At 44.5% G+C, this 2696-nt stretch carries 2 protein-coding genes; both read right to left on the bottom strand.

Annotated elements, in window-relative coordinates; genetic code table 11:
- Positions 1-158: 158 nt before the first annotated feature.
- The gene (locus tag IKG78_RS14205; RefSeq protein ID WP_366075517.1) at positions 159-1499 is read right to left on the bottom strand and encodes a radical SAM protein; all 1341 of its coding nucleotides are present in this window, start codon (positions 1497-1499) and stop codon (positions 159-161) included.
- 30 nt (positions 1500-1529) lie between these two features.
- Complete coding sequence (locus IKG78_RS14200) at positions 1530-2513, bottom strand: SIR2 family protein (protein ID WP_290944645.1); 984 nt, start codon at positions 2511-2513, stop codon at positions 1530-1532.
- Positions 2514-2696: the final 183 nt, after the last annotated feature.

The following is a 2696-nucleotide window of genomic DNA, read 5'->3' as shown; positions in this document are numbered from 1 at the left end:
TCACCATCGGCAAAGTCGGCGGCGGCAACATCGGCCCGCAAATGTTCAAAGGCAAATCCAAGTTCCTAGAAGGCAAAAAAGCTGTCGTCTGGGTATTCGACGGCCGCGAACTCTACGGGCATTTCAAGGCGCCGGAATTTTAAAAACCGCTGAGTTTTTTAAATGGATTTTGCTATTCTCTCAGCAATTGATCCAATCTTTTCATATGACAGCGCACGGCAGAGTTTATCTGTAAATTTTCCATATTTACGATAAAGAAAATTAAACGTAAAATAAGAAGCTCTTACACTTTTCGATTCTGGACACCGACGTATTATATTTTTCAGGCTATATATTTGCTTGTATATCCAAAGATAACCTTGATACAGTTCCTGTTTAGTCATTCCTTTCGGTTGATAAACCACATGAGCGGTATTGTAAAGCGAGAGGTCTTCAGTCAAAATTCTTCCTTCAGCTTTCATCCTGTCATAGAGAGCCGTCCCAGGATAAGGAGTCAGAATGTGCGACGTAACCGTTTCAATTTTATTTTTCACAATCCAGTCAAGCGTTGTTCTAAACGTTTCGGGAGAATCTCCGTCTAGCCCGAATACAAAACTTGCATTAATCATTATTCCTTTTTCATGAATCGCCCTAATCGCCTTTTCGTATTCCTGCGTATGGTTCTGCACTTTATGAACACCACGTACAGATTCTGGATTGATGCTTTCAAAACCGATAAATAAACTTTGGCACCCCGATTCTTTCATCAAGTCAAGCATTTCTTCGTCAAAGGCGGTGTTGATGGATACCGCTGCTCTCCATTTTAAATGCAAAGGCATGATTTCTTTAAGAAACCGTTTCGTCCATTTCGGGTTTCCCGCAAAATTATCATCGATAAACATGATATGCCTTGAACGAACCGCTTTGATATCAGCCAGAACATCTTCGATATTGCGATTTACATATTGATGCGCTTTTGCGCTGTTATAACAAAAATCACAACGGAAGGGGCAACCACGGCTCGTATGCACAACATGGCAATACAAATATTCACCTTTTTTTAGAAAATCGTATGCTGGCGAAACGATTTGATTCCCTTCGAGCGCCTTTTGGCAACGATAGACTGGCTTTAAATTATTTTCCTGAAAATCCTTGATAATCTGCGGCCACGTTCCCTCAGCAGCTCCGATACAAAGTACATCAAAAACATTTTCCGGAATGGTATCATAAGCTGTAGTTATATGAATCCCTCCGGCAACAACGATACAGCCTTTTTCACGAAAACGCCGAGAAATCTCGATTGCCCGCGGCAAAGTGTCAACCGTGACCGAAATCCCGACAATATCAGGCGTATCGTCATAATGAATTTGTTGAATATTCTCATTTTCTAATTGCACTTGGTGTTCTTTTCGAACAAGATTTACAATCGTAAGCAAACCTAGAGGAGGCGCCATGTGCAACTTGATATCCGTATCCATCGGACGACGGTACATCTTAGGTTGAATCAATTTAATCAACAAACTCTTTTTCATTTACTTTATTATGGCAATTTAAAGTTTCTCTAAAAATTCCTTAGCATCGCAGGACTCAACGAGACTTTCGCCGAGCAGTTTCTGCAAGCGTTGCAGGTCATGGCTGCCATCGTGTTCAAAGACGACCACCTTCTTGAAGCGGTCACGGTGGCGCAACAGGAACTCCAGATTGTTGATGTCCGTCTTCGGGAAACCGTAACCGATAAAGTAAATCTCTTCGGCATTTTTCAGATAGTAATCGGCCTTGGACCAAAGCAAGTTGAAAAGGCTCCCGCGCAAGAAAGATTCCTTGGCATGCGCCATCGGAATGAAGATTGGCGTGTCTTCACAGTAGATGGGGAAACTGCGGTCTTGCGGTTCGACTTCACAGACGTTTTTCAAATCGAGTTCGTCGCTTGCGCCCTTGACGGGGAACCAGTTGAGCGAGCCGTGCAGTTTGATAAGGTCTATAGTGCGGTTGGATTTACCGCGTTTTGCCGAGCGGTCAGCAGGGTCAATTTTAACACCGTAATCCACGGAAACTTGTTCGCTAAGTTCCTTATCCTTGGCAATTGCAGTTTCAATAAGCGTGTCGTAATTGAACGAAAGCAACAGCGTCTCGCGAGAACCTGACGCTGAATCGTTTTCGCAAGACACCAAAAATTTCTTGAGAATCGCAGCTGCAGATTCGTCAAGCACATCGTTATCGCGACGGATGACGCTTGCGATAAAGCGCAACAGTTCAAAGCGAAGCGATGCATGGTAAAGGCGTTCGCGCTCGCCCGGAAAAATCTGCGCCGAGAGAATGGACGTCGCCAAAGGCTCAATGCCAAGGTAATCGCTATCGCCATTGCAAAGCGTCAAAAAACGCTTGCAGTAATCGCGAAAATGCGGGAACTCGTCCGGGATTCCAAAAGGGATAAGCTCGTTCAAGTCGCGGAGCGTAGGCATCTGCGGCGAGAAGGACTTGCTGAAACCAGAACCAAGTACAAAAATACGGCGATAACAATTCGACTGCATCATACCGTTAATGTATAATTTTTGCCCAAAATGCGACCTATTGCACGCTCTTTTTGGATTATTTATTTTTGGTTATACGACGAGAAAGACCCGCCGACCGAGGCGTACGCATCCACGGGCGGGAACATTCCTTCTCACAGTTGTAGGTCCGGTATTGACGGAAGCGGTGGCTTGACCATCCCTGCC

Origin of the sequence: Fibrobacter sp., from assembly GCF_017545445.1 — a bacterium.
Lineage (GTDB): Bacteria > Fibrobacterota > Fibrobacteria > Fibrobacterales > Fibrobacteraceae > Fibrobacter.
The sequence above is the reverse complement of the archived record's forward strand: the minus strand, read 5'-3'. Positions and strand labels throughout refer to the sequence as shown.

Excerpts from the sequence above, each read along its gene's own strand:
- IKG78_RS14200 (WP_290944645.1), bottom strand. The coding sequence starts at position 2,513 with ATGATGCAGTCGAATTGTTATCGCCGTATTTTTGTACTTGGTTCTGGT.